The sequence below is a fragment of the Cysteiniphilum marinum genome (assembly GCF_014857925.1).
Classification (GTDB): Bacteria; Pseudomonadota; Gammaproteobacteria; order Francisellales; family Francisellaceae; genus Caedibacter; species Caedibacter marinus.
This window is the reverse complement of the sequence record NZ_JACYVZ010000019.1, coordinates 23,291-50,136: the sequence shown is the minus strand read 5'-3', so window position 1 is coordinate 50,136 and position 26,846 is coordinate 23,291. Positions and strand designations below refer to the sequence as shown.

23 protein-coding genes are annotated in these 26,846 nt (G+C 38.5%); 9 read left to right on the top strand and 14 right to left on the bottom strand.

Annotated features, from left to right (window positions below; genetic code table 11):
• Positions 1-216 precede the first annotated feature (216 nt).
• The 10 genes from mnmE to IE867_RS09325 all read right to left on the bottom strand — a co-directional run bounded on the left by mnmE (position 217) and on the right by IE867_RS09325 (position 11,920).
• Positions 217-1,566 (bottom strand): tRNA uridine-5-carboxymethylaminomethyl(34) synthesis GTPase MnmE, encoded by a 1,350-nt coding sequence (mnmE, locus tag IE867_RS09370; RefSeq protein WP_192484464.1) that lies wholly within the window; start codon positions 1,564-1,566, stop codon positions 217-219.
• A gap of 317 nt (positions 1,567-1,883) precedes the next feature.
• Entirely contained in the window at positions 1,884-2,855 is a 972-nt protein-coding gene (gene dusB, locus IE867_RS09365; protein WP_192484463.1) for a tRNA dihydrouridine synthase DusB, read from the bottom strand.
• Between the two features lie 6 nt (positions 2,856-2,861).
• A complete protein-coding gene (prmA, locus tag IE867_RS09360; protein WP_192484462.1) occupies positions 2,862-3,755 on the bottom strand; it encodes a 50S ribosomal protein L11 methyltransferase in 894 nt (297 codons plus the stop codon).
• A 4-nt stretch (positions 3,756-3,759) separates the two neighbouring features.
• On the bottom strand, positions 3,760-5,109 hold the full coding sequence (accC, locus tag IE867_RS09355; RefSeq protein ID WP_192484461.1) for an acetyl-CoA carboxylase biotin carboxylase subunit: 1,350 nt from the start codon (positions 5,107-5,109) through the stop codon (positions 3,760-3,762).
• Between the two features lie 48 nt (positions 5,110-5,157).
• The gene (accB, locus tag IE867_RS09350; RefSeq protein WP_192484460.1) at positions 5,158-5,637 is read right to left on the bottom strand and encodes an acetyl-CoA carboxylase biotin carboxyl carrier protein; all 480 of its coding nucleotides are present in this window, start codon (positions 5,635-5,637) and stop codon (positions 5,158-5,160) included.
• 142 nt (positions 5,638-5,779) lie between these two features.
• Positions 5,780-6,226, bottom strand: a complete 447-nt coding sequence (aroQ, locus tag IE867_RS09345) for a type II 3-dehydroquinate dehydratase (protein WP_117002882.1) — start codon at positions 6,224-6,226, stop codon at positions 5,780-5,782.
• On the bottom strand, positions 6,227-7,057 hold the full coding sequence (locus IE867_RS09340) for a symmetrical bis(5'-nucleosyl)-tetraphosphatase (RefSeq protein WP_192484459.1): 831 nt from the start codon (positions 7,055-7,057) through the stop codon (positions 6,227-6,229).
• Positions 7,058-7,834 (bottom strand): 16S rRNA (adenine(1518)-N(6)/adenine(1519)-N(6))-dimethyltransferase RsmA, encoded by a 777-nt coding sequence (gene rsmA, locus IE867_RS09335; protein ID WP_192484458.1) that lies wholly within the window; start codon positions 7,832-7,834, stop codon positions 7,058-7,060.
• Positions 7,835-7,852: 18 nt separating this feature from the next.
• Positions 7,853-9,229 carry a peptidylprolyl isomerase gene (locus IE867_RS09330; RefSeq protein ID WP_192484457.1) on the bottom strand — a complete coding sequence of 459 codons (1,377 nt, stop codon included), beginning with the start codon at positions 9,227-9,229 and terminating at the stop codon, positions 7,853-7,855.
• Between the two features lie 75 nt (positions 9,230-9,304).
• Positions 9,305-11,920 carry an LPS-assembly protein LptD gene (locus tag IE867_RS09325; RefSeq protein WP_192484456.1) on the bottom strand — a complete coding sequence of 872 codons (2,616 nt, stop codon included), beginning with the start codon at positions 11,918-11,920 and terminating at the stop codon, positions 9,305-9,307.
• 105 nt (positions 11,921-12,025) lie between these two features.
• On the opposite strand from IE867_RS09325, the gene IE867_RS09320 reads away from it, so the two are divergent.
• Positions 12,026-13,090 (top strand): aminoglycoside phosphotransferase family protein, encoded by a 1,065-nt coding sequence (locus IE867_RS09320; protein ID WP_192484455.1) that lies wholly within the window; start codon positions 12,026-12,028, stop codon positions 13,088-13,090.
• A gap of 390 nt (positions 13,091-13,480) precedes the next feature.
• Positions 13,481-13,939, top strand: a complete 459-nt coding sequence (locus IE867_RS09315) for a hypothetical protein (RefSeq protein WP_192484454.1) — start codon at positions 13,481-13,483, stop codon at positions 13,937-13,939.
• Between the two features lie 52 nt (positions 13,940-13,991).
• Here the strand turns inward: IE867_RS09315 and IE867_RS09310 are convergent, their stop codons facing one another.
• Positions 13,992-14,858, bottom strand: coding sequence for a DMT family transporter (locus IE867_RS09310; RefSeq protein ID WP_192484453.1), 867 nt, complete (start codon positions 14,856-14,858; stop codon positions 13,992-13,994).
• Between the two features lie 177 nt (positions 14,859-15,035).
• A complete protein-coding gene (locus IE867_RS09305) occupies positions 15,036-15,647 on the bottom strand; it encodes an outer membrane beta-barrel protein (RefSeq protein ID WP_192484452.1) in 612 nt (203 codons plus the stop codon).
• 321 nt (positions 15,648-15,968) lie between these two features.
• Here IE867_RS09305 and IE867_RS09300 point away from each other — a divergent pair, with 321 nt between their 5' ends.
• From IE867_RS09300 to IE867_RS09270, 7 genes are all read left to right on the top strand, one after another.
• Entirely contained in the window at positions 15,969-16,874 is a 906-nt protein-coding gene (locus IE867_RS09300; RefSeq protein ID WP_192484451.1) for a hypothetical protein, read from the top strand.
• 83 nt (positions 16,875-16,957) lie between these two features.
• Entirely contained in the window at positions 16,958-17,659 is a 702-nt protein-coding gene (locus IE867_RS09295) for a hypothetical protein (protein ID WP_192484450.1), read from the top strand.
• A gap of 11 nt (positions 17,660-17,670) precedes the next feature.
• The gene (locus IE867_RS09290; RefSeq protein WP_192484449.1) at positions 17,671-18,411 is read left to right on the top strand and encodes a hypothetical protein; all 741 of its coding nucleotides are present in this window, start codon (positions 17,671-17,673) and stop codon (positions 18,409-18,411) included.
• Between the two features lie 405 nt (positions 18,412-18,816).
• The gene (locus IE867_RS09285) at positions 18,817-21,753 is read left to right on the top strand and encodes a TcfC E-set like domain-containing protein (RefSeq protein WP_192484448.1); all 2,937 of its coding nucleotides are present in this window, start codon (positions 18,817-18,819) and stop codon (positions 21,751-21,753) included.
• Positions 21,743-23,185 carry a hypothetical protein gene (locus tag IE867_RS09280; RefSeq protein WP_192484447.1) on the top strand — a complete coding sequence of 481 codons (1,443 nt, stop codon included), beginning with the start codon at positions 21,743-21,745 and terminating at the stop codon, positions 23,183-23,185. Before IE867_RS09285 ends, IE867_RS09280 begins: the two co-directional genes overlap by 11 nt.
• Positions 23,186-23,330: 145 nt before the next feature.
• Positions 23,331-23,633 carry a MerR family transcriptional regulator gene (locus IE867_RS09275; protein WP_192484446.1) on the top strand — a complete coding sequence of 101 codons (303 nt, stop codon included), beginning with the start codon at positions 23,331-23,333 and terminating at the stop codon, positions 23,631-23,633.
• 23 nt (positions 23,634-23,656) lie between these two features.
• The gene (locus IE867_RS09270; RefSeq protein ID WP_192484445.1) at positions 23,657-25,186 is read left to right on the top strand and encodes a hypothetical protein; all 1,530 of its coding nucleotides are present in this window, start codon (positions 23,657-23,659) and stop codon (positions 25,184-25,186) included.
• Here IE867_RS09270 and IE867_RS09265 read toward each other — a convergent pair.
• The gene (locus IE867_RS09265) at positions 25,113-25,745 is read right to left on the bottom strand and encodes a hypothetical protein (protein WP_192484444.1); all 633 of its coding nucleotides are present in this window, start codon (positions 25,743-25,745) and stop codon (positions 25,113-25,115) included. The genes IE867_RS09270 and IE867_RS09265 overlap by 74 nt on opposite strands.
• A gap of 351 nt (positions 25,746-26,096) precedes the next feature.
• A complete protein-coding gene (locus tag IE867_RS09260) occupies positions 26,097-26,522 on the bottom strand; it encodes a hypothetical protein (protein ID WP_192484443.1) in 426 nt (141 codons plus the stop codon).
• Positions 26,523-26,846: the final 324 nt, after the last annotated feature.

The window sequence follows — 26,846 nt, the reverse complement described above, 5'->3', positions numbered from 1 at the left end:
AGCACATTAAAAAGAAATGGACGATGCCAGTGGCAAACTGGGCAACAACCGTTTCGCAGCTCAACATCTTTTTTCCTGAACGGTTAAAACTTGAGCTTTAGGGTGACACAGTTGAGTGAACAGTCTCAACCAAACGCAAAAAATCAGGGAAGGTTAAAGCTTGGCGCTGTCATATACATTGTGAGTTTACTAAATCAAGCGATATCAGCAAATACCCTACTTCCCAATACAAAAACTACTAAATATCTCACCCAATAGATCATCGGCGCTAAACTCGCCAGTAATCGATGAAAGCTGCTTTTGGGCAAGGTTCAACTCTTCAGCTAATAGCTCACCATCTTTATGCATCAGGTGACTAAAAGCCATCTCTAGGTGATCCTGTGCTTTAGTTAAGGCATTAATATGACGTTTTCTCGCGGTAAAAACGCCTTCAGTGGTTTGCTCATAGCCAATGGCTTTAAGCAGATAATCGCGCAATTTATTAATGCCAATATCATGCTTGGCAGAAATATAGAGGTGATTGTCATGATTCTCGCTGTTGTTCTCAGTTAGATCAACTTTATTGTAGATATAAGTAATCGGGATGTGTGATGGAATATGCGTGAAAAACTCAGGGGCAAGCTCGGTAATCTTTTTATCTTTGGTGTCGTTAATATCAGCGACTAATAGAATATGATCCGCTTTTTTAATCGCCTCTAGCGCGCGTCTTACACCTTCGGTTTCAATCACATCATTGCTGACTCTAAGCCCTGCAGTATCGATAATATGCACAGGAATGCCATTGATTTGAATATATTCGCGTAAGGTATCACGCGTGGTGCCCTCAATATCAGTAACAATCGCACTTTCTTTGCCGGCTAAAGCATTTAACAAGCTTGATTTCCCTGCATTTGGTTTGCCCGCGATAACGATCTCAACACCTTCGCGTAATAGTGCGCCTTGTTTGGAGTTGTGTAGTACTGAGTCAACATTATGCTGTACTTGTAGTAATTGCGTTTTGATATGTTCATCAGCCAAAAAGTCGATTTCTTCTTCAGGAAAGTCAATTGCCGCTTCAACATGAATGCGTAGCTGAATTAAAGACTCAACTAAAGTATCAATATGTTGAGAGAAGTCCCCTTGCAATGAACGCATGGCTGATTTACCAGCTTGTTCAGATGACGCATCAATCATATCGGCAATGGCTTCAGCTTGGGCTAAATCAATTTTGTCATTAAGGTAAGCACGTTCAGTAAACTCGCCAGGTTTGGCAAGGCGTGCACCGTGTTCAATAGTGGTTTGTAAAATAAGGTTTAATACTACTGGACCGCCATGAGCTTGCAGTTCAACAACGTCCTCGCCAGTATAGGAATGAGGCGCTTTGAAATACAATGCAATGCCTTGATCTAATGTTTCATTATTGACGTCTTTAAATGGCAGAAAATGGGCGTGTCTTGCCTTAAGCGGTGTTTGCGTGATCTTATGCGCAATGGCATAGGCATCTTTGCCGGAAATGCGAATAATGCCAACGCCGCCTTTTCCAGGGGCTGTGGCAATTGCGGCAATTGTCTCAGAATTGATAAGCATTTTAACGTTAAGTACATAATATAAAATATGCAGGTTAGAATAGCGGATTTTATATCCATCGGAAATCATTTTTGGCATTAACTAAATTTTCTCCGTACCCTGAGCACAGTCGAAGGGTGAAACAATGGCTTCGACTGACGCTCAGCCAACATAGTAATGGTGAAAAAATAAGTTGCATCAACTATTACCTCTCCCCTTGTGGGAGAGGTCGTGCAGCTTACGCTGCGCGGGTGAGGGGAATAGTTGAAATACAATTTATTTCCTATTCATTACATATGTATTGTTACGTCACCTTTATGACTACCCTTCGACTGTGCTCAGGGTGCGATTAAAAGGTCATTGGCTAAAAAATCAAGCTGAGCTTCAGGTGTTGTTAATTTGTTAAAATGTTGACGTGCCTTAGTCAAATCAAACTCTTGGATTTGCTCAAAATACCAAGTAATGTGTTTGCGCGCAAAACGCACACCCATGTAATCACCATAAAAGCTATGCATGGCTTTGACATGATCAATGATGGTATTTAATTTTTGTGTGAAGTTAGGTGATAGCTGATAATGACCAGTTTGCAAAAAATCATTGATTTGCTTAAATAGCCAAGGATTGCCATGTGCGCCTCTGCCAATCATTAGTGCATTAGCTTGGGTATAATTAAGCACTTCTTTGGCTTTTTCAGGTGTGGTGATATCACCATTAGCAATGACAGGTATATTAATGCGCTGTTTAATTTGAGCAATAAGGTCATATTCAGCATTACCAGTATATTTCTGATCGCGCGTTCGCCCATGAACAGTAAGCGCTTGAATGCCTGCATCCTCTGCAATTTGCGCAATTTTAAAGGCGTTTTTATTATCCTTACTCCAGCCAGTTCGGATCTTTAGGGTTACAGGGACATCAACCGCATTCACAACTGCACAAAGAATCTCATCGACTAATTGCTCATTTTGCATTAGTGCAGAACCTGCTAATTTATTACAGACTTTTTTAGCCGGACAGCCCATATTGATATCGATAATATCAGCACCTTTATGAACGTTTAAACTCGCAGATTCGGCAAGGATGATAGGATCCCCACCTGCGATTTGAATAATCTTGGGGGCGACTTCATCACTATGATCAATACGGCGCTGTGTTTTGGGTGTTTCATATAGATGTTTGTGTGACCAAACCATTTCTGAGACGACCCAACCTGCGCCATGTGTTTTGCACAGCTTGCGAAATGGCAAATCAGTTACGCCTGCCATAGGTGCCAAGAATAAAATATTATCTGAGTGGAATTGACCTATTTTCATGTTTTTTTATGGTTTGCGAATGCCTGAGATTAATGTCCATTCATCCTTGAAAGCTGGCTCATTTAATACGAAATAAGGTGAAAAAGCTTTAATAATATCATCCACTTGCTCTTGTAAAATACCTGATAAAGCAAGCTTACCATGTGGTTTAACAAAATCAGCAATAACTTCTTTAAGATCAATTAAAATGCCGGCAAGAATATTAGCAATTAAAATATCGGCTTTGACTGACTTAGGTGCTTCATCTGGTAGGAAAGCCGCGAAATTAGCATTAATACCGTTTTTCTCAGCATTCGCATGCGTTGCTAAAATTGCTTGTGGATCATTGTCAATAGCGATGACGTCATGCGCACCAAGCTTCTTGGCGGCAACTGCCAAAATGCCGGAACCACAACCTAGATCAATCACATGATCTTTGGCGGTGACATGTTGCTCAAGCCATTTAAGGCACAAAGCAGTTGTTTGATGTGTGCCTGTACCAAAGGCAAGTCCTGGGTCAAGGAGGATGTTGACTTGATCGTCACTGTGGATTTCTGGTATGCACCAGCTTGGATAAATCCATAAACGACGTCCAAACTGCATTGGTTTAAAATCATCCATCCATGTGCGTGTCCAATCTTGATCAGCAAATTCACGTGTATGAATATCGCCAATAATATTGGGCTTTAATGCACTTTCATCAAGTGATGTGACAATGTCAGATAGTTGATATTCTTCAGTAAAAAGGGCGACCAAAACCACTTCATCCCATAAAGGGTTTTCATCGGGCTTAGGTTCAAGGATCGGTTGATCTTTAGCATCTTGATAAGTAACAGAACAAGCACCTTGCATTAAAAGATAGTCTTCTAATATTTGAAGGTTAGCTTTAAGACAAGTAACGGATAACTCTTTCCACAACATGGGGTTACGCTTTATCACGCTCGAGCATCTTCTCAAGATAGTGGATATTGGTGCCACCATTTTGGAAATCACGCTCAGCAAGAATCTTATGATGCAATGGAATATTGGTTTTAATACCGCTGATAATCATCTCTTCAAGCGCGCTTTGCATACGTTGAATAGCAATATCACGTGTGCGCGCATGGACGATTACTTTAGCAATCATTGAGTCATAATTAGGTGGTACAAAATATTGAGAATAAATGTGTGAATCAACACGCACACCAGGGCCACCTGGTGCGTGATAGATATCAATCTTGCCAGGGCAAGGCATCATTTTTTCGGGATCTTCGGCATTAATACGGCATTCAATCGCATGCCCTATGATTTTGATATCTTCTTGTTTAAATGTCAGTGAACCACCTGAAGCAACGCGGATTTGCTCTTTAATTAAGTCGATATTCGTGATCGATTCAGTCACTGGATGTTCAACCTGAATACGTGTGTTCATCTCAATAAAGTAGAACTCACCATTCTCATATAAGAATTCAAAAGTTCCAGCACCACGGTATTTAAGCATCTTACAAGCATCAACACAGCGTTTGCCGATTTCAGCACGTTGCTTGTCAGTAAGACCTACAGCAGGTGCCTCTTCAATGACTTTTTGATGACGACGTTGTGTTGAGCAATCGCGCTCAAATAGATGAATGGCATTGCCTTCACCATCACCAAAGACTTGAATCTCAATATGACGTGGGTTCTCAAGGAATTTCTCCATATAAACCATGTCATTATTAAATGCCATCTTCGCTTCAGCTTGTGTCATTTCAATGAATTTTAGCAAGTCTTCTTTTTTACGCACAACACGCATGCCACGACCGCCACCGCCACCAGCGGCTTTGATCATGATCGGATAGCCAATGCTATCGGCCATCGCTAGATTTTTTTGTGGGTCTTTGCTAATGGGGCCGTTAGAGCCAGGTACGCATGGCACGCCTGCCTCTTTCATCGCTTTAATTGCAGCAACCTTATCCCCCATTACACGAATGCTTTCTGCTCGTGGGCCAACAAAGATGAAACCACTAGATTCAACGGCATCGGCAAAGTCAGCGTTTTCAGATAAAAAGCCATAACCTGGGTGAATCGCATCAGCGCCAGAGACTTCAGCGGCAGCGATGATTGCAGGAATATGCAAATAGCTTTGTGTTGGGCTCGCAGGGCCAATGCAAATGGTTTCATCCGCGAGTTTTACGTGCATCAAATCGCGATCAACTGTCGAGTGAACAGCGACGGTTTTAATGCCTAATTCGCGGCATGCACGAAGGATTCTAAGCGCAATTTCACCGCGATTTGCAATTAAGAGTTTTTTAATCATATCAAACCTGTTAAAAACTATTTTTGTATTTATCAATAAGTGATTGGTTTAGCCAATGATGAAAAGTGGTTGATCGTATTCAACGGGTGAACCATCTTCAACAAGAATTTTAATCACAGTGCCAGAATGCTCTGCTTCGATTTGGTTCATGATCTTCATTGCTTCAATAATACATAAGGTATCACCTGCTTTTACAGCTTGACCTTCAGTAACGAAAGAGGCAGCACCTGGTGAAGGTGATTGATAGAAAGTACCAACCATTGGTGACTTAAGATGTTTGCCTTGTGGTAAACTTTCAGCAGGTTTCTCTGTAGGTGTTGCTTGTTGAGCTTGTGGCTCAGCAGCGACAGACTGTTGTGACATAGCAGCAGGGGCATGATGAATGAACTGCTGTGGTGTCAACGCTTGGACTGGCTGTGGATGACTGCCGGTAATGCGAATGGAAGTTTCGCCTTCTTTGATTTCAATTTCATTAACATTTGACTTTTCAATCAATGCGATCAGTTGTTCAATCTTTTGAATATCCATCTGTTTTAATTAACCTTTGTTTAGATTTAACTTTATGTTTAACTCATTCCAACCAGACATTGTTGCGGCAAATAATCAAAATGTCACGTGTTGTTTTTGCTTTTTAAGCGTAGCCGTTGTCCAAAAACTATCTTGTAAACTGCTATATACAATTGTGTTGACAGTAATCAATTGCTGCGTGCATAGCCAGTTCATAGCTTTTAGCACCCATACCGGAAACGATGCCGTAAGCAATGTCAGAAAGGTATGAATGGTGGCGGAAAAGCTCGCGTTTATCAGGGTTTGATAAATGTGTTTCAATAAAAGGGATGTTGATGGCAAGGAGTGCATCACGGATGGCAACACTGGTATGCGTATAAGCGGCAGGGTTAATAATAATAAAATCATAATTACCTTGCGCTTGTTGCAATTGATCAACAATTGCGCCTTCATGGTTTGACTGAAAACAGCTGCAATGCATTTTTTTTGACTCAGCAAGCTCGATAAGCTTGTTATTTACATTGTCTAATGTTGCAGTGCCGTAAATATCCGTCTCACGTTGACCTAGTAAGTTTAAATTAGGTCCATGAATAACCAGTATTTTTGCCATTTATTCGATCTCCTTAATTAAATTAATTGCATCGACCTGATGAATTTCTTGTGTATCAATACAGTAAGCGCTTAACTTGCCACCCCATACGCAACCTGTATCAATTGCAATACAGCGTGGGTTGTTACTAACACCATTTAGTGCTGCCCAATGTCCAAAAACAAGTGTGTATTTGGCATCAATTCTGGCATTAGGGATGTTAAACCATGCATCAAGATGGTTAGGCTTTTTCTTAAGTTCTCCTTTGAAAGAAAAATCCAAACGACCATTTTGATCACATAAGCGCATGCGTGTGAAATAATTAGCAATGCAGCGCCAACGATTAACTGCTTCTAAATTATCTTGCCAAAGATCAGGCTCATTACCAAAGAGGTTGCTCATAAAAAGTTGAAAGCACATATCGGTTTGTAGCACAAACTCAAGCTCTAACCCCAAGCGTTTAGCTTTTTTAAGGGACCAAATTGGTGGGATGCCCGCATGAGTGACAATGTGTTTTTTATGGCTGCAAAGAAAATGCTGTTGTCGCAACCATTGGATTAATTCATTTTTATCTTCAGCCTCGAGAATTGGGCTAAATGTGTCTTTTTTAGCAGTGGGCAAATAACCATAGGCTATGGCAAGAAGATATAAATCATGATTGCCTAAGACCACTTTGGCAGACTTGCCTAAAGATTTAACAAAACGCAATACTTCAAGAGAGTGTGGTCCACGATTAACAAGGTCACCAGCAAAAATAAGTTTATCATTGTCAGGGTTAAACTGAATTTTATCAATTAATTGCATTAACTCAGCATAGCACCCTTGAACATCACCAATCACATAACTTGCCATTTATAGCGCGCCTATGTGATTGCTTAGTTTAACAAAATCAGCAACGTTTAGATTTTCAGGGCGAAGTGTCAAATCAACGGGTAAGTTATCTAGTTCACTCGCGGGTACAAGTGATTTGAGATTGTTGCGCAAAGTCTTGCGACGCATTTGGAAAGCTTGTTTAACGACCTTAGCAAAAAGTGTATAGTCATTAGCAATAAATGGTAATTCATTATAAGGCGTTAAGCGTAAAATGCGTGACTCTACTTTTGGCACTGGTTTAAAGGCGGTGGCTGGAACAGTGAATAACGCTTCACATTGAAAGTGGTATTGCAGCATGACACTTAAGCGACCATAGTTTTTCTCGGAAGGCGCGGCAGCAACACGGTCAACGACTTCTTTTTGCAGCATAAAGTGCATATCTTTGAAAAGCTCGGCATATTTAATTAAATGAAAAAGAATAGGTGAGGAAATATTATAGGGTAAGTTGCCAATGAGCTTTATTTTTTTGCCATGATAAAAATCATTAAAATTAACGGTTAATACATCTTGTTGACAAATGTTAAGTTTGCCATACATCGCGCAAGCTGCTTTCAATGGCAGGATAACATCTTCATCAAACTCGATAACTTGGATGGCTTTGGTGGTTTTAAGAATATGGCGTGTTAATGCGCCAAGACCAGGGCCAATCTCAATCACATCATCATCTACCTTTATCCCAGACTGACGAACGATATTGGCAATAATGTTTTCATCTTGTAAAAAGTTTTGCCCTAAAGACTTTTTGGCTTTATGCATTTAATGTCTCTTGTGTTTTTATGCTTCAGGCAAATTTAAGTTTTTATCAACAATCTCAACATACGCGCTATCACGCAATGATAACATCCACGTTTTTAAGGCTTGCTGCGCATTTTCATTAAATAAAGCCATCATCGCTTGCTCTTTTTGATAATTAGCCGTGTCATCTTGTTTGCGTTTGGCAAGCACCTCGATGATTTGCCAACCATTATTTACTTTAAAAGGTGCGCTTACTTTCTTTAGTTTAGCGGCCTTAATTGCTTGTGCTAATGCTGACGGTTGAGCATTTAAGCTAATCCAGCCCATGTCGCCACCGCTATCAGCATTATCAAGTGCATCAGAGTTTGCTTTGGCAAGATCACTAAATGACTGGTGGTTATCAAGTGCGGTTAAAATGCGCATTAATTTGGCTTTTGCATCATTGTCAGTAACAACTGGAGACGTGTTAATGACGATTTGTTGAACGTGATATTGTTCAACAAAGTGCTTGGCACTTTCCGGTGTTTTACTGTCGGCGAGTTCAATAATTTGAACACTACCATTAGCAATAAATGGTGCACTGATTTGTCCGTTTTGCAGCGCTTCAACTTCGTTTTGATAGATGCTTGGTAGTTTATTAATTGTTTTCCAATCAAGCGAGCCACCACTACTTGCATTGCCTGCTTGTGAATATTTCTTAGCAGCATCGGCAAAGGTGATTTTTTTATCTTTGATTGATTGAATAATCTCTTTCGCTTCGGTAATGACTTTCTGTTGATCTTCAGTTGTTGGGTTGTCAGGTAGAGACAAAACGATATTGTTAACTAAATATTCAGTTTGATTATCACTAAAATGCTTTTTGATATACTTATCAACTTCTGTTGGTGAGATATAAACCTTACCTGCAACGGCACGCTGTTGTAGTTTATTAATAATGAGCTGATCTTTTACCGTTTGATAATAGGTGCTGTAGTCAAGATTTGACGCTTTAAGCTTTTGCTTGAGCTGTGCCAATGTGATGCCATTTTGCGCTGTTACTTCGGCAATTGAATTATTAACTTCATTGTCAGTCACATTTATGCCTTGACGTTTAGCCATTTGTAGCGCAATGGTCTGATTAATCAACTGTTGCAAGACTTGGCGCTGTAGCGTGAGATCGTCCGGTATTGGTGCATTAGGATTGCTATCAAGTTGTGCTTTGGTTTTAGCAACTTCAATATTTAACTGATCTAAGGTAATCGCTTGATCATTGACAATGGCAACAATCCCATTGATTAAATGTTTGCCTTTGATGGTGGTGTTTTGCGCATGTGTGGCGCCCGGTTTTTGTAATAGGGCGGGAGGGGTGTTGGCGAATGCCAATGTGCCAAGAGCAAGTGTGCTGGCAAAAGCCATAAATTTAGTGCGTAAGTGCATGAAAAAATCAACTAAAGCTTTGTAATGCCATGCATTATATACCCATAGCGAAGTGTTGAATAGTCTTTCTCAGCGTTAGTTAAATCCACTGTTTGGTGTATAGCCTGGAATCATGGTCAGACGTTCATCAAGTGAGCTTTCACTGCTGCCACCCAAGCCTTTTAATTCAAACTGAACAATAAAGGCATTGGTCAATGGTCCTGTGATGTTGGTTGGATTATTAGGGTCACTTGATGAGTTGACATAGCGCTGTGCTAAGAAACGAACCGCCCAGCTGCAAGCATCGTATTGAATGCCTGCAAACATATTTGTTGTATGTCTTGAATTAAATGCATAGCTCCAAAGACCGGTGACTGACCAATGTGGTGTTAAGCGCCAGATGCTTGAAACAGTTACTTGTGACAATGGGTCGGGTAAGGTGCCTGCTTGAATTTGCGCAGGTGTTAAAGCTGCGTAGTTATTTTTGATATTTTGGTATGCCACATTAAAGATGTGGTTGCTATCCGGCATGTATTGCACTTGGTAAGTTTGCGAGTCGACATTGTTGTTGATCGGGTTGTAAGTGCCTGAGGTCATTAATTGCCAGTGTGGTAAAAAGCGATAGTTAAAAAATGCCGCGATATCAGAAGTAGAGCTGTCGTGAAAAGGTACATACGAGTTAGCGCAATTAGTATTTGTGCCGGAGCATAATGACACTTTGCGATCAGCAAAATAAAGAATCTGCCCAATACCGGCACTTAACACGCTCATACCAGTATCTTGATCATTAACCGAAGTCTCAAGTGCATAAGAGATTTGATTGGCATTATTAATGCGATCAATCCCAGTGAAAATATTGCTCTGGAATAAAGATGCGTAGCTAAAATTGCTTAATGATGTATCAAATAATGGAATATTGCTTTGGTTTTGATACGGGATATACGTATAGAATAGTCGTGGTTCTAGCGTTTGCGTGTAATTATGATTGTTGAAGCTAAACTTGCGATCAAAGTATAAGCCGGTATCAATATTGATAATGGGCAAACTTCTAATGATGTTTTGTTCAGGGTATTGGTTTTGACTGAAACCAGTTGTGCTTGCTGCACTCCTATTTTGCAAGGTATACGCTGTTTCAGATAGCGTCAGTGATGGTGTGAAAAAGCCCCAGCTTTTCTGGAAAGGAAAGCTTACTTTCGGCGCGCTATAATAACGTTGCCCCCCAACTTGTGATACGCCATTTAAGCTAGGTTTAGTAAAGTAGGTAAACTGATTATCCCAGTTGAAATCCATGTGTGGTAGGAGTCCCGGGTAAGTTGCGTTGGCATTGATTTGTGGCAAGGTTGAATAAGGCCGGTTTGCCAGATACATTGTATCATCAATGACATCGTATGATTGTACTGTGGTATTAAAATTCCAGTGCGAGTCGCTGTAACTAACCGATGCCTGGCGATCAAGTAAAGTTTGTGTTGAAAGACCGATATTGTCACTATCAAAATCATTGTAGAAATCTTTATCACCAATATATTGGTAGTTGATATAGCTTGACCAATTCTTGCCATATTGACCATTGTCAGTAAAAGAAAATGCTTTGCGATCAGTGTTATTACGTCTGTCATGTGGCATGTATTGCACATCAAGATTGCCGCTTTGCGTTTCAGTTAGATAGCGGAAGTTACCATCTAGTAAGATTCCGCGGTGATTATAAATGGTTGGCGTTAATAGCAAATCATAGTTGGGTGCCATATTCCAATAAAAAGGTGTCGATAAATAGTAGCCAGAGTTGCTATTGTAGCCTGCTGTTGGATATAAGAAACCAGTGCGTCGACGGTTATCAATTGGGAAGGTCATATATGGCCAATATAAAATAGGCACATCTTTTACATAAAACAATGTGTTATAAGCGGTGCCAAGCCCTGATGCTCGATCAAGGTCAATAGTTGTCGCGCTCATCATCCAGTCATTGCCGTAAGGGTTATCTGTGGCATAGGTTGCTTTTTGTAGCGTGTAATCTGTCTTGCTTTTTTGAATAATTTTATTGGCATGACCATGGGCGTAACCCGTGAAATTGTTTGCTTTGTTATCGATTTCATCAGAGGTTAAGTTTGCCATTGAGCCACCTGGTTTCTCACGTACGCGGATTAAGTAGTAGGTATCATCAAGTGTTGCAGTATTAGTGCTGATGTTAGCTTGTCCTTGTGAGCCAATTGCCAGCTGCCCAGGTTGACTCAAGTTAACATTACCGGTTAAGTCAATCTGGTCGATTTTTTTGTCTTTGTTTTGTTTTAAAACAGCCTTGTCAGCAGCAAGGTATTGATTGCCTTTGTTTACTTCAACGGCACCTTCCGCAGTAATCGTGCCACTACGTGCGTATTGATACTGTTGGGCATTGATTTTGGCTTCATCAGAGGGGTTTTTATTAATAGGGGATTGGTAATAGTAACCGCCACAAATATTGTTGGGATCGTTGGTTGGTACCCAGCCTAAAGCATCAGCAATAATTTGTTTCTTTTCTTTAGGTAATACACCTTTTTTAAATAAGTCTGCATTATTGTTGTTAACTTCAACGCATTTCCACGTATCACCGTCAGCGCTACATTGCCAAGATTTCTGCAAAGGATTTTCAATGGTGATTTTGCTTAGTCCAATACCAGGGATGGCGCAAAGCATTGCCAAATGCAAAATTTTTCGGTGTAAATTTGTAAACTTGTTCATTGAATAAATATTATCCTTTTGCCTATTTGCTAGGAATTCTAGGTTTCATCAAACCAAAACTACTGCTATTCTATCGCGTTGTTGTTAGATTTCTAGGAAAAAGTCGTGCAATCTAGATTTTTACAGATTATTGAGTGGCTAAAAGGACTATTTCCAAATGTGGAACCAACTTTGGTGTCAATTGTTGGTGATGCCAGTTTTCGCCAGTACTATCGCGTTAATCTTGAAAATAAAAGCTATGTCGTGATGGATGCGCCATTGGATCGAGAGAAACCTGATGTGTTCTTTAGAGTTACGCGCCTTTTGCGCCACTTTAATTTGCAAACACCAGAGTGTTATGCCTATGACCAAGAAAGTGGTTTTTTATTATTGGATGATTTTGGTGATACTCAGCTTTATCATGCAGTGCGTGCTGAAAAAAATGCTGAAAAAAATATTAAGCAATATGATCAGGTTCTGGCACTGATTCCAAAGTTCTGGCAGATTGATAAAGCGCTTTTCCCTAATTATGAAAAAACAAAATTTGCCTCTGAACTTGATGTGATGAAGCTTTGGTTTTGGCAATGGTTGGGACTTGATGCGGAGACCTTGCATCTATTGGAGGCGCCTTATCATCAACTGCAATCGCTTCTTGTTGCTAATGCACTTGAGCAGCCCAATGTGTTTGTGTTTAGAGATTTTCACAGTAAAAACATGATGTGTTTGCCGGATCAAACATTAGGGCTCATTGATTTTCAGGACGCAGTGAATGGTCCGATTACCTATGATTTAGTATCGGTATTAAAAGACTGCTATTTAACATTACCAAAGCAGTTAGTTGATCAAAGTGTGGTGTCATGTCATCGCATGGCAATTGAGCAGGGTTTGCTTAATCAAGAAATAACATTGCCTAAGTTTAGGCGCTGGTTTGATTTGATGGGCTTACAACGCCACTTGAAATGTTTGGGTATTTTTACACGCCAAGATATTCAGAATAAACGCAAAAATTACCTGTGTTATTTACCACGGGTGATGCAGTATATTGACGAAGTATTGCTAGCGTATTCAGATTTAACCGATTTCAATAAAGTCTGGCAATGTTATATCTCGCCAGTGTATCGCAAAAAAATAACCGATTATCAAAGGGGTGGTTACGAAGCAGACAAGATGATATTTAAAAAAAATTGCTAAGTGCAAAACGCCAGTTGTGTAAGAAACCCAGTTCATTACATTGTTTAATATTCCTTAATAATTCATAACATATTTTAAATTGCATTTCAGATATGTTAGGGTAATCTAATCCTTGTGGATACTTGATCAATATCCCATGAATCATCTTAATGTCTGAGGTTACATATTTTTAGAGAAATAAAACGCTGCATGCAATCTGCACTACCATCTTTTTGCAAGAGAAGGTGTTAGGCTTTCAAGGTAAGGTATTGAGCAAGCAAAATGCGTAACGTCAGGTTAATATCAAAAAAATCAAATATTTGTCTAACAATAAATGGCTTAGTGGGTTCCTTTGTGTGTAATAAACAGCCTTACAACATGGGCTTTAAGTCATTTAAAAGGAGTAAAACAATGAAAAAATACTTAATACTATCTATGATGTTTCTATCTTGTACAATGTCATATGCTGATATCACCAGCAAGGTTATTGGGATTAATTTTCAGGGGGCGACTGTTGGAGCTGCAAACTATAAATTTGCACTTACTTTTTTCTACCAAGAAAATGGTAAAACTAATATGGAATGGTATTGTGGAAAGATAGCTAGGTCAGTTGACCCTAAGACTCCGACACTTGCATTTACAGACACAACCCCACATCATTTTGACAGTAGCTTTGGTGGTAAATCATTATCATCTATAATTGTGGCGTTGAGTTCACCTAGTAAAGGGGAGAATAAAATAACCTTAGTTAATACTAAATATCAACCATCAGTACCTTTTATAGTAAAGCAAAGCATGCCATCTTCAGCAGTTATTAAAGCCACCTTAGTTTCAACATCGTATAGTGACCTTGGGAAATGCTTTAGCTAATTACAAGATATCTATACCGCTCATAAAATGATTTACGATGGCTAGTAATGGATTAAGTGTTTGGAATCAGTTGAGCGATAATGATACTCAAAAACATAATTATACAGCCGATAATTTGTATTATGGAAAGCGATTCTCCTAAAATAACCATACTGCCAAGTGCGCCAAAAACCGATTCAGAGCTAAGGATTAACGCCGCATTTGTTGAGGAGACATAGCGCTGACCAATAATTTGAAAAAGGTAGGCAACACCTGTTGCTAAAATACCAGAGTATAGTAATGGTACAGCGGATAAATAGATGTTTTTAATGGTGATGTTTTCCAACATAAATGCAAAAAAATAACTAATCAATGAGGCAATCATAATCTGGTATATCGTGAGTCTTAATGCATTATATTTGGCTGAGACTTTACAGATATAAAGCACGTGTAATGCCCAAAATATAGCACCAATAAAGACAATACTGTCACCAAGTTTAATCGTCAGGTTTTTATTTAGTACCAATAACCCAAGTCCAACCAATGCTGTTAAGGTGGTCACAAAAATAAGCTTACGGGTTTTTTGTTTGAACAGCAGAAGTCCAAGTATTGGAACCAGTACAATATACATGCCTGTAATAAAGCTTGTTTTACTTGCTGTGGTATAACAGATACCAATTTGTTGCATGGTTGCTGCGGTGAACAAAATAACACCGCAGATAATACCCGTACGTAACTCTTGCCAATCTAACTGTTTGGGGTGTTTGTGTTTACTCTTAAAACATAATGCCATGGGCATAAGTGCAACAGCACCGATACTAAAGCGTATCGCATTAAAAAAGAAGGGTTGCATTGTGCCCATGGCATATTTTTGTGCAACAAAGCCAAGTCCCCATACTATAGTGGTAATTACCAATAGCACGTATGCGACGAATTTCACTAGCTGATCCCCCTTTATTTTGACTTTTGAGCATCTTTGGCGTATTCATTTTTGATAATAGAGCTGACTATTGTCTGCAAATCAATACGCCAAATCTACAACAAAATGCTTCAACACATTCCCAATGACTAAGACCGCGCACAGTATAGTCAGTTGCAAAAGAAAGATTTTAGTCATTTAGAACGTATAAGCTAAACCTAAAGTAATCGCATCGATTTTAGCGGCGTAGCCTGTACCTTTTTTGCCATCTACACTAACACCATCTTTGCCAAAGATATGCATATATTGTGCAAAAATATTCACCGGTCCAATTTGATAGCCAACACCGGCAGCCGCAGTGAAGTTCCAACTACTTTTCCAATTGATTGAATAAGAGGAGCCGGTCTTGCTTGCAGAAGGGTTAACATAAGAAACCCCCATCTTAGCAAAGAAGTTGATTCCAATCGGTGTATACAACTTGATATCAGCTAATACTGGTACAATGAGGTTGCTGACTTTATCGGTGTCTCCTGAAGAGCTAATCTTGGATAAATTATTACTATAAAATACACCAACCTCAGGTCCAAAAGATAAGTAATTTGACAAGGCGACATCAAAGCCAATGTGTGCGCCAAAAAGTAGATTACCTTTTTTAATATCAGAAGAATTGATGCTGTTCCATTGCACATTAGGTTTCGCATAACCAATTTGACCGCCAACAACAAGCCCTGAACGTGCATTTGCTATTGCTAAGGAAGATGCGCATATCAGGGCTCCTGTGATCGTTGTCATCATAATTTGTTTTTTCATATGTTTTCCTTATATTAACTTTGGTTTGAAAGATAAACGCCCCCTAGAACTAAGATTATTCGCGAGCAGTAGATAGCCTCTCAATATTTTATTGTTTCCCACGTAATCAAGTGTAAATATATGTAAATTTATATGCTATAACATTTACATATATTTACATTATTTGACGCAAATTTACTTTTAGATGGGTTTTAATGACCTTGCTCTAGGGGGAGTGCCTTGGAGGAGGGGCTAGGTTGATGTTGTTCTATTAATGACATTCATCAAGCTTTCAATTTTTGTAAACAACAATGGGATGATTAACTTTTTGGGGTGGTATCAATGTTGATAATAAAGTCTATGGGTAAACTAAAAAAATATTTTAATGTGACAAATGCAATAAGAAAAGCACAGCTATCTGCATGTGTTCTTGCAGGAGCTATGGCGTTTACAACAGTTCAGGCTGTGCCATATAAGGACTGCTCTGGGGGGATTGCCGTTAATGGTTTGTTTGATTATTGGCATAAAGATAAAGATGGCAAAATGGAGCTTACTAAAACAATTACAAATAATAGTTGTTCAGCAGTTTTGTATTATATCGTCAGGATATACAAGGCAGAGAATCCTTTTGGTAAAGGGAAGCACAAAGAAAAAGATGTGTTATTAACACCAAAAGAGATGGCTGAAAGTATATTGCCAACCAAACAGCATATTGTACTTGCGCCTAAACATAAGGTGGCGGTTAATCTGATTATGCCGCAAGGAAATAAGCTTAATAAACTTGGGTTTTACCGTATTGATTTTCAACCGGTTATTCCTAGTAAGAAGTATGGTTTTGATGTCAGTGATGAGCAACAGAAGAAATTAGCAGCAGTAACTACAATTGGCATGGGCGTCTCGACAGCAGTAGTTGTAGAACCTAAAGAACCAGATTATCACTATAGTCTTAAGCAAACACATAATACCGTTCAAATTAAAAATGATGGCAATGCATTGTTATTGCTTGATTTTAGTGGGGAATGTATAGGGAGTCATATTCTTAGTAAGCCTATATTGAAATCAAAACACATGATTGCAGCTGGGCAGTTTGTAGAGTTATTTTGCGGCAAGGGTTACGTAAGTCATCAATTTAGATTGTATCCGGATCAAACTCGTACCTTAGACCTTTCAGAGTATAAATCTAAAGTTAGCTTAATTGTCAGCAAAGGAGGGGAGCAAGATAGAAGGTATCTTTTAATTGCTCATTAGAAATAGTTATTTTTTTGGGGAGGTATGCCTAAGCCTTAATGTAGGTAATGTTTAACTTTATGCCTAATCTATGGGAGAGAAAAATGAAAAGTGCTTTAAAAATACCATTATTAATAGTGGCTATAGGTGCTGCAAGTAGTGCCTTTTCGGCATCTACTAACCTAATTGTTAATGCAACGATTGGTAATCCGCAACCACCTGCGGTGAGTATTCGTTATTTTGTGGGGAATAACCTTGCAGGAGGAACAGTAGCTTTCAATCTGGGAGGAAAAAGTTCGACTGGTGCCACTGATACTTATTGGGGGGGGATTAGTACTTTGCAAGATGCTCCAACGAAATTTAGTGATTTTTCACAATTAAATGCTATGGGAGCAGTAGAGATTTATGACTCGGGAGATACAGGGTTAATACAGTTTAGTAGTATTAAGCTTTCAGCTAATGATGACGCTGAACTTGTGGGTAAAACTCACACTAGTCAAAAAATATCAGCGAAGGTCTATGGTGCGGCTAATACTGTTGATCAGAGTGAAATTACTTTTGATCCTAAAGGCTTAGGAAATGCTTTGCCTCCTTCCTATTATCAGAATCTTGAAGCTGAAGGTGTCGTACCTTTGAGCGGTTCACCAACATATTCCATAAGTTCAGCTAATCAATCCAAAGCAATCATCTTGCCAGTGGCGATTCTAGGTGAAGCTACTAATACGGATGTCGGTAGCTGGTCTATGGATAGCTTTAAAGGTCAGTTAACTATCACAGTTACACCAACATTTACCAATGTGCTATAAGGGGAGTAAAGATGAAAACAAAATTAGTATTAATAGGTTTTTTAACATTAAGTATGACTACAGCGGCGCTGGCAGTGCCTTCTACTGTAGTGAGTGGTGCTTCAAATAGTCAGCAAATAGACGTTATTGCAAGCTATCACATGAATCCTGAAATAGGTCTTCGTCTTTGGAATAACGGTCAAATTGATTCACAAGGTCAAATAACCTGTCCTGATTATACCCCATTTGTGACAACTTATAACGATTATAGGCTATGTGCTAATGTTACAGCAGCTAACCCTGAACCAACTAAACTTTCATCCTTTCTTGAGCAAACAGTATTGGAAGTATATGATAGTAATCCATCTTCTGGTAAGCCATTAACCACTTTTAAACTTACAGTTAACGTAAGTACCTTAGATGGGTATGGGAATGTTAGCCCCTATCATATTGGCTCTTTTATATATATGCCGCCAAGCAATAAACTTGAGGTTGGTTCTGTAAATCAATTGCCATCTGATATAACTAGTACAGCACTTAGTCGTAGTTTCTGGACTCCTAATAAGTGGAATGCTTCAGCAACTTCAGCTCAAAACTCTAAGGGCTATACATATAAACAGACCATTGCAGCAAATCAGTCTGGCTATATCGCTTTTGGTTATATGGCAGGAGTTGATAATACTAGTTCAGGGTATGATCTAGCAGATTCAAAATTTAAAGGATATTATAGAGCTCAGATTACTTTGACAATTACAGAGGAAGGGTGGGGGTAATAGGTTATTAATGCACCTGTGATCCATAGAATATGTGATTCTTAAAATAGGATATCGATAGATACCTACGGGCAAACCCGTGCTGCTCTGTCTTCAACTGCATAGATAGCTTATTACCATGGCAGTGTTCTAAGCGAAAACTGTTTCTATCAATGGTGATTCATATGGTTTTTAAAAGCGAATTTTAAGGTTGTGTGCTTTGTTTTAAATTTTACTCGGTAGGTCTAAAAATGCACAGAAAAACAGAGCTAAATAAAATCAATTTTGTTCGACAATCATCACTCAACAAGAAGTTTGATTTATTTTCAAATATATCTGGCTTTAAAATGGTCCACTTTCTATCTGCTTATCATGCTGCTGGGTAGTTACCAAATTTTTATATTATAATGCTAGTGGGGAAGTATTATGTCTTTTAACTATAAATGTTTGTCATTGCTAATAGGTAGTGTGTTATCACTACCGTGTGCGTATGGTGTTTCTACGTTACCGATAATGCATAGGCAAACGCAAAAAAATGTATTGACAACGAGCGATGAACATACAGATTCTAATACAGATACTACTCCCTTTATTCAAACGATTAAGCTGCCTATGCGAATGCCGTGGTTGACAAAACCCTATGAGCGGGCATTGGCGCTTTATAATCTCTCATTACATAATGATTTCTCTCAGAACTCACCCATCCTCAAAGAGGGACATAGCCACACAGAGGATAAAAGGATCAAAGAGCGCAAAATAAACGTAACAAAGGAAAATGCCAAACTATCGGAAGAAACTAAGGTAGCAAGCTTTCCAAAAACCATAAAACCTCTAGATTGGTCAGCGATTCCCAAGGTGTTTTTAGCTGATTTCACCCAAGCAAATTTTACGGTAACTGCACAGTTTGCTGATAGTCCATTGGGTGATTTTAGTGTGCGGTTGTTATCAAATCATTATTTAAAGATAGATTTAGAGAAAGTCTTTCATCAATTAAAGCTTAAGCCAGAAGTCAAGCACTATCTTGCTAAGCACTTTACTAAAGGAATGTTGATTAACCAGATCCTTTACTGTACACCAATGCTAAGTAGTTTAGCTGATTGTAAAGTGGGTCAACCTGCTTTTTTGGCTAATCTTGATTTGGATACTCTACGGCTGAGCTTCTATGTTGATCAGTCACTCTTTGCACATCAGCAGTCTCAAGGTATCGACTATTTACCCGATCCTTATCGGCGTTATTTATCGAGCATGTTTCAGTATAACCTAAATGTCTCGCAGAATTTTGGTGATGAGAAGTATGATTCTGTTGCCTCATTAGCAGTTAAAAATATTACCGGTTTTGGTAAGACACATTTAGATAGTGCAGGTTATTTGTCGACAACAGATAATGGTAATGAGGGCAGCTTAAGCCAGTTGCAGCTGATACATGACTTTAAAAAGACTTCGTTGTCAATCGGTTATAATAACGCGGGGAGTATCTTTAGCTCCAATGCACTTAATCTGACTTATGGTTATAGTAGTGGAACCTTGGGTGTGGCGTGGTATTCTACTACAAACATGATCGAGAATAAAGGTTCAAGCTCAATCAATCCCTTGATTATTTTTTTGGACCAAAAAGCAACGGTGAGAGTGTATCGAAATTCACAGTTATTGACCGTACAAAGTTATGGTATTGGTTCTCATGAAATAGATACCAGCAGCTTTCCAAGTGGTGTTTACCAAGTTGAGATTAAGGTGTATCAAGGATCTGACTTAATCAGAACCATCATTCAGACTGTCAATAAGCCTTTTGATATGTCAAACCTTGATCCTAAAAGTAAAACAGCTTTCGCACTTTGGGTTGGCGTGGCGCAGAACATCAACTCCACTGCTTTTGGCTTGCCCTATGCAGGTGCTAGCTTAAAAGCAGTAGTCAGCCGATATGTTATGACAAACCTAGCAGCTTATGCCGTAGGTGCATTAAGTGTTTATGAGGTAGATGCTTTAGTGAGTTTCCCTTGGATAAGCATTACAACATCTGCCGGACATGACAGTGCTGGGGGATATGGGGTGAATGTCAACACAAATAAGGCATTTACAGATTGGTTAAGTGGTGGTGTTTATTATAATCAGACCGGCAAGAGCAATACAGCACGCTCTCCTTTTTCATTTGATGCATCACAAATTGGTGCTAATCTTTCTTTAGGGTTGTCAAATTTTGGCGCTTTGGGATTAAATGCCAGTTATGATATACGACAGCATAGACCCAATTATAATGCCAATTATTCGTTAACTTTATTTCAAGATTATGGATTTTATATTACAGGAAATATCAATGCCACTTGGCAAGATCAAACTGGGGAAAACGTCACAGGAAGAAGTTTTGATTATAGTGTTGGTTTGACGCTAAGTTATAACTTTGAGAATGGTTCGAGCATTAATCTTAACTCGACGTATCATCCTTATACACGTTCATCGGATAATAATATGACCTTTACGCCAGCATTGGATGCAGAAGATACCATTTCTTCTTTTGATGTTGGGGCAAGCTATTCAAAAGCTGCCGATGATAATTCTGATCGTACGACGACTGTTTATAGTGATCTAGGTTTTAATCATCGTTGGTTACAGGGTAATTTAAATGCACAAGCACAGTTTAATCCAACACGCACACAATCGCTCAATGGCTCGTTGCAAGGTAGTTTTGTTGCCAATAGTCATGGTTTGGCAGCAAGTGGAGATGAAGGTGATAGCGGCATGCTGCTAAACTTAGAAGGTGCAGATGATGCTGATATGAACATGGTTATTAATGGCGCGTTTTATCCTGTACATAGTGGGCGAAACTATATTCCTTTATCACCATATCAACCCTATCATGCTTATCTTCTAGATGGAGACAGCAGCGATCAGCAGCTTGTATGGAAGCATTTTGATGATGATTTTGTTTTATATCCTGGCAATATATATGGAACAACACGGCATATTACAGCGGTTACTCAGGTGTTAGGTCAAATTATGGTGGAGGATAAGCCGCTTGAGTATGCTAATGTTAGTAACCAATCAAATGTAAGCGTTAGTGATGGCAGTGGTTTTTTTGATATTGAAATGGACAAAACAGACCCTGTCTTACATATTGTCGATAGCGATCATCATCACTGTAACTATCACTTAACAGCCCAGCAAGTTGCTACGTTGCATCAAGGAAGCTGGCTTGGAGTTATTCATTGTGCTTCCATTGCATTAGCACACGAAGCGCTTAGGCTGAAGAAACAATATGATGAGCATAACCCCATTACCTTGGCAAGTGACATGCTGGCAAGATATTTAGATATCAATACGAATACGAAGATAAACAAAGAGCTTAATGGGGAAAATCATGCAGTTTAATCAAATAGACTTTACCATTCACTCCAGGACAACAGTCAAAAATAAGCTAATAAGCTTGATGATGGGATACATGGTCATTTGTATGGGGATGTTACTTGGGTGTTGGTCTTTCTCATATGCCCAAGCAGCAAGTATGCAAGCATTCACACCAGCAATGGCTAGAGTTAATAAACCTACGGCATTGCCTACTATGCTGTCTTATACATCACATCCTGCAATGGCGAATTCTTTTAGTCAGCACCAAATGCTTTCATTAGTTCCAGCAGATCATTGTCATCTACTTAGTGGAACCAATGCTCAGATTTGTCAGAATATAGATACGCATACGCTGAATATTAATGCCAGCGCATATTATAATGCAGATAGAACATCACTAGCCTCAGGTAGTCGTAATATCATGATGCTTAATCGCTACCCTTTAGCAACACAAATTAGGCTACCACAGTCATTTATTTGGCAAGTCAGAACACAAACAAATGCGATACTACAAGCCGATAGTCTGCAGAATTTGATCATTCCTGTAAAAGCACAATTTGAAAGCATTGAAACAGGAAGGGTTGTCACCTTACAATTAGCGTTAGTTGGTAGTGAATATCACTTTCTAGCAGGTTTAGGACGTTTAACTGATGATAAATGTAATCTTATACATTCAGGGCTTGCACAGTTTATTCATTTAAATAGCTGTTATCAGGGCTTTCGTATCACATCAGCTGCGGGTACTAATAAAAATCTTGCCTTACAATTAAGTGCGCTTTATCTTACGCCTTATCCTGCCAGTGAGGCATTAAAGTTAGGCGCGGGAGATTATCGTTTGGTTTCTCCTGTGAGTTTTAAAGTCAATCTTATGCCATCGCAGCTTATGATTGATGGTGTCATGCATCCCTTAACAGATAGTATAAATACGGTTGTATTAAATAACTTTACTATCTCTGTTCAGAAAATGATGTCGCTGATGCTTCTTAAAAATGGCATTCAAAGTCGAGATACAGTGGTACATTTGGTGAAAGACATTTCTAGTCATGATTACATAACAAAAGCACATTTAAGCTTACAATATAAAAGTAATACTTTGCAGTATGACAAGGTGAAATTTCACCTAAGCTGTGAATATACTACGACCTATCTTGGACAGTCATACTGTGCTATGGCGAATACGCATATGGCAACTTTAGTAAAATCGCCATCATTGAGTCAATCAAATCTTGTGATGAACCCTTTAATTATTTCCTTATCAGCAGAGACAGGTCAGATCACGCCCGTTATAAAATCGTTATTATTACCTGATAAACCTGTTTTTGAACAAGTCACTGTGAAGCCAGATGGTTTTGAATATGCTTTGACAAATATAGATATAGTGGCACCAAATTTAGCAGATGCGCCTTCAGGAGAATACCAAGGTAAGATTACCCTGCAGGCAGTAGCATCTTTTTAACGAGGTTGAGCAGTAAAATAATCGTGATGCCTATTGACCCCAAACAATAAGTAACATATTTGTTTTGCTGCTCCGCAAATAGCAATTCCATGAAGTGTTTTAAGATGCGTTTGTAACGTAAGCGAACAATAATTGAGGAGGGTGTATGCCAGCGGTAAATCAATACGGGGCAAATTTTGAAACTATGATGTGTCAACGTTTCGGTAAATCAGCCAAGGAAGTTCTACTGGATTTTCAAAATATGAAGCTTAGTTATTGCCAAGTTTCAGAGATAACGGGTTTTGCAATGCCGACGATTCGCAAATGGACTAGACGCTATAAAATTGTATTAATAACGCCAAGTAAAATCCAGTCAACAATCAAAAGAACACCTTTTCAGCAAGGATTATTATCAGGGGAAATGAACATTTATAACTGCTTAAGTCGACCTTGGGTTAATCATTCATAACTTAGATTTAGGAGTTAATGGGCATGCAGAGGGCTATGCACGCATTGAAAAAATGTATAGGTTGCTTGTGGCTTTATCTAAAAAGTAGCTTCTTATTGTGGTATAGCTTAGTGTTAATGGTAGTATTTTTTGCCATCGTCATACCTTTCCAGATTAATCAACTAAACTTTTATAACGAGCACAGACTAATTCAGCTTACTATTTTCTGTCTAGTATTGTTTGCACTATTTAGCAAAACCAGTTTACAGTCGATCAGTTTTATTTGCGCGACTTATTATAAAACAAGCATCTTAGTTGGATTGTGTTTTATATCAGGTTTGGTCTTGGCTTTAGACACAGATTATGCAAACTTTTCATTGCTGATGTTGGCAATGAGTTATGCTCTTATTATGTTGGCACTGTTTTTTGTGGTCTTGGTTATAAACTATGGTGATAGAAGTATTTTGCCTCTTATTGTAGTTTGCGGATTGAGTTTTTGGCTCTTAGCTATCTTGATAATAATAAATGGCTATGGAATCATACAGGAACCAAATGAACTGTTTATTAGCTTGTATAACCATAAGCCAGTTATTTTAGTCCCACGGCTTCATTTTTTAGATCAATATGTCAGTTTAATATTGCCATTGATCGGTTGTTTTTTTATCCATCAGCAAGGAAAAAATAAAATAAAAAAAGTAAAACAAATAAGACAAGTGCTTGGGTTAGCGACAACAAGTATAGGTTGGTATTTTTTAATCATCACGGGGTCAAAAGCTGCTTTAGTTGAATGGATAGCGATTAGCATTATAGGTTTATTATGCTTTCGCAGTATTTTCTTTCAATATTTAAGGGGAATGTTGCTAGGTCTTATGTTTGCCGTTTTAAGCTACCTGTGTTGTTGCTTAGTAAAGCATCATTCACTGATAAAGATATCAATTTATTCAGGGCAGTATAGGCATTATGCTGAGCAATTAAACTCATATGTTTCAGCATTTAAGCGATTTTTATTACACCCTGTTTTGGCTGTGGTAGCTCTTATGCATTCAATGCTATCTTATCTATCATGGCATGCTTTTATTGCCGAGCCTTACAATATATGGCTTATGATTTTTTATGAGTGGGGGATAGTGATTAGTGTGATTATCGTAGGACTATCTTTGCGCTTGATATATCATTGCGTACAGATAATCAAGGTGCAATATAATAACCCGTTGGTTATGGTGATTGTTTTCTCGCTTGTCGTTGGTTTCATACAAAGTTTGTTAAGCTTTGATGTTGTTATGGTGCCGGTGTCTCAAATAATGCTTGCAATTATCGTTGGGGTTGTTGTTGGATTGATCATTAGAGTCAGGCATGCTGAAGCTATCTTTAATGCTCAGCAAGATGCAGCAAATGATACTATCCCAATTTCAGGTTATATTTTTTATATATTATCAGTAGTATGTATGGTAGTTGTTATTGGCTATGTAATTGCTTATTTTTATGATAATTTGGATGTGATTAATGGACTGAATTTTTCTGGTGACCTTGAAAGTAAATCGTATACTGCACTGATGCTGACGTGGGTATCTTAGTATCACCAATAGTTCCTTGTCCTATTGTGTCATGATTAAAGTTAAAGAATGCATCATTAGAGTTATGTTGTATATTGTGAATATTGCTACCATTGCCTGTGTATTCATCAAGTTTTACGTGATCACTGTCAAATCCAGTGCTAGGAGAGTTATCATGAATTGCATAAAAATTTCCATTAAGACATTTGGCTGTAATATAAATCGATGCAGGTTCTAGTGATATATTAGGTAATCGACTATTGCTATCAAAAGACCAAGGGCGAAGATCATTCAAGGTGAAATGGTAAGTGTATATAACTTCATTACTAATTTTTCCTTTTTCTTGAGACATCCTTGCACTTACATCATAAGCTTTAAGCAGTTGTGACAAATAAAAGTAGTCGCCACTATGCAATGTAAGACGTATGTATGCATCCCCACCTGTTAGGTTTTTTATTGTTGGACATTGCGTAGGTTTTATTGGTTCGTTGAGGACTTGGTTAATGGAGGCTCCATAACTAAAGACCCCTATGGTTGCTCCTATGGCTATACCTATCATATTTTTTGAATATTTTCTCATAGCTGATTTATCCTTTTTAATCTGAAGTTATCCATTTTGCTAGTTCAACACTTTGCCTTGCAACATAGGTGGTAGCGTCAGGCTGACCAAGTGTTTAAAAACCGTAGTTTGCTCTATACTGTTCGTAAATCACTTTGCTGTGTTAAGTGTCGAAGAAGTTTTTGATGTTTTTTGGCGATTGAACTGCAGGTCATAGCTCTAGTTGCCAAGCTTATAGTTAATGTATCTTCACAAAAAAATTCGCAAATATGTATAGATACCTGAGGGTAAGCCCGGGGGTATCTATTCACTCATGGGCAAACCCGTGGTGCTCTGTCTTCGATCGCATAGAAACTACATACGCAGAGTAAATTAAGGGTTTGTATGGCAAATTATGCCCATTCTAGATGATTGTTCGCTACTAACAGAAACAGCTAACACTTGGTTTGCGACATATAGAGGCTTTTGTCGCAGAGCTTTTAAATTGAAATTAACATTGCCTTGCATCGTCACTTCATAATCGCTAGTGCTAGGAAATTTATCTTTCAGCTGCGCATGATAGAAACTACATGTTAAATTTTTAAGATCCCCTGCATTACCTCCTATGTTACTTGCAGTGATGTAATGATAATCTGCCATTAATGTTGTGTCTCCCCAACCATCAACCTCACATCTAAAGTAATTAGATCCATAATCCGGTGCGGGATTAAAGTCACAAGATCTTGCTTTAGTGCCTGCATATGCAAAGGTGCTGCTAACTGCAATAAATCCCAAAACAACAAGAATTAATTTCTTCATAGTTTATATCTCCAAAATTTTGTCTATATCAAATACAAAACAGCTTGGATGGATTTTTGTTAAAACCTTAAGTTGAAATCCATCTGATTTAGTTTCCATCGTCTAGTGATTACGTATCTTTTAAGTGTTTCCTAGCTGATGCAAACTATTAGCCATTAAGCCCTAAGTATGCAAAACATAATAGTTATGTTTCGCACCATTAATTATTTCTAAAGTTATTTTTTTGTAAAGTAATAAGTTATTATTGTATTTTATTAAATATTAATATTTTTAAACTAAAGTGTTATAAAGACAAAAGAGGTAATGCCTGCATGTGTTATGGTG

Bases quoted from the DNA above. Each gene is read 5' to 3' on its own strand.
- IE867_RS09265 (WP_192484444.1), bottom strand. From the start codon at position 25,745: ATGAGAAAATATTCAAAAAATATGATAGGTATAGCCATAGGAGCAACC.
- accB (WP_192484460.1), bottom strand. From the start codon at position 5,637: ATGGATATTCAAAAGATTGAACAACTGATCGCATTGATTGAAAAGTCA.
- IE867_RS09330 (WP_192484457.1), bottom strand. From the start codon at position 9,229: ATGCACTTACGCACTAAATTTATGGCTTTTGCCAGCACACTTGCTCTT.
- prmA (WP_192484462.1), bottom strand. From the start codon at position 3,755: ATGTTGTGGAAAGAGTTATCCGTTACTTGTCTTAAAGCTAACCTTCAA.
- IE867_RS09260 (WP_192484443.1), bottom strand. From the start codon at position 26,522: ATGAAGAAATTAATTCTTGTTGTTTTGGGATTTATTGCAGTTAGCAGC.
- IE867_RS09315 (WP_192484454.1), top strand. From the start codon at position 13,481: ATGAAAAAATACTTAATACTATCTATGATGTTTCTATCTTGTACAATG.
- IE867_RS09290 (WP_192484449.1), top strand. From the start codon at position 17,671: ATGAAAACAAAATTAGTATTAATAGGTTTTTTAACATTAAGTATGACT.
- IE867_RS09280 (WP_192484447.1), top strand. From the start codon at position 21,743: ATGCAGTTTAATCAAATAGACTTTACCATTCACTCCAGGACAACAGTC.
- aroQ (WP_117002882.1), bottom strand. From the start codon at position 6,226: ATGGCAAAAATACTGGTTATTCATGGACCTAATTTAAACTTACTAGGT.
- accC (WP_192484461.1), bottom strand. From the start codon at position 5,109: ATGATTAAAAAACTCTTAATTGCAAATCGCGGTGAAATTGCGCTTAGA.
- IE867_RS09275 (WP_192484446.1), top strand. From the start codon at position 23,331: ATGCCAGCGGTAAATCAATACGGGGCAAATTTTGAAACTATGATGTGT.
- rsmA (WP_192484458.1), bottom strand. From the start codon at position 7,834: ATGCATAAAGCCAAAAAGTCTTTAGGGCAAAACTTTTTACAAGATGAA.
- IE867_RS09325 (WP_192484456.1), bottom strand. From the start codon at position 11,920: ATGAACAAGTTTACAAATTTACACCGAAAAATTTTGCATTTGGCAATG.
- IE867_RS09300 (WP_192484451.1), top strand. From the start codon at position 15,969: ATGTTGATAATAAAGTCTATGGGTAAACTAAAAAAATATTTTAATGTG.
- IE867_RS09270 (WP_192484445.1), top strand. From the start codon at position 23,657: ATGCAGAGGGCTATGCACGCATTGAAAAAATGTATAGGTTGCTTGTGG.
- mnmE (WP_192484464.1), bottom strand. From the start codon at position 1,566: ATGCTTATCAATTCTGAGACAATTGCCGCAATTGCCACAGCCCCTGGA.
- IE867_RS09295 (WP_192484450.1), top strand. From the start codon at position 16,958: ATGAAAAGTGCTTTAAAAATACCATTATTAATAGTGGCTATAGGTGCT.
- IE867_RS09305 (WP_192484452.1), bottom strand. From the start codon at position 15,647: ATGAAAAAACAAATTATGATGACAACGATCACAGGAGCCCTGATATGC.
- dusB (WP_192484463.1), bottom strand. From the start codon at position 2,855: ATGAAAATAGGTCAATTCCACTCAGATAATATTTTATTCTTGGCACCT.
- IE867_RS09340 (WP_192484459.1), bottom strand. From the start codon at position 7,057: ATGGCAAGTTATGTGATTGGTGATGTTCAAGGGTGCTATGCTGAGTTA.
- IE867_RS09285 (WP_192484448.1), top strand. From the start codon at position 18,817: ATGTCTTTTAACTATAAATGTTTGTCATTGCTAATAGGTAGTGTGTTA.